Origin of the sequence: Algoriphagus aestuariicola (genome assembly GCF_017254835.1) — a bacterium.
GTDB lineage: Bacteria > Bacteroidota > Bacteroidia > Cytophagales > Cyclobacteriaceae > Algoriphagus > Algoriphagus aestuariicola.
The window spans coordinates 1-278 of the sequence record NZ_JAFKCW010000092.1; the positions used below are offsets into that span (position 1 = coordinate 1).

A 278-nucleotide genomic window follows, 5' to 3' on the forward strand; every position below is an offset into this window, starting at 1 on the left:
CGGAACGCGGATCCTTGCCGATCACTTTGGCGTCGAAACGGCGGCCGTCGCTCAGCTGCACCTGGATCTTGTTGGCGTTGTCCACCACGTGATTGTTGGTCACCACATAGCCCTTGGCGGCATCGATAACCACCCCGGCGCCCAGCGCCTGGAATTTCTGCTGCGTGCCCTGCGGCTGCTGGCCATCCGGTCCGGGCTGTTCAGCGCCCTGACACATCGGCGAGCCCTGGAACGGTGAACCGTCCTGGCAGAACGGCGAATCTTCACCGAAGAACTGT

1 protein-coding gene is annotated in these 278 nt (G+C 62.9%); it reads right to left on the bottom strand.

Annotated elements, in window-relative coordinates:
* Positions 1-278: trypsin-like peptidase domain-containing protein (locus J0A67_RS23765; RefSeq protein ID WP_206571713.1), on the bottom strand; the 278-nt coding region annotated here is incomplete at both ends.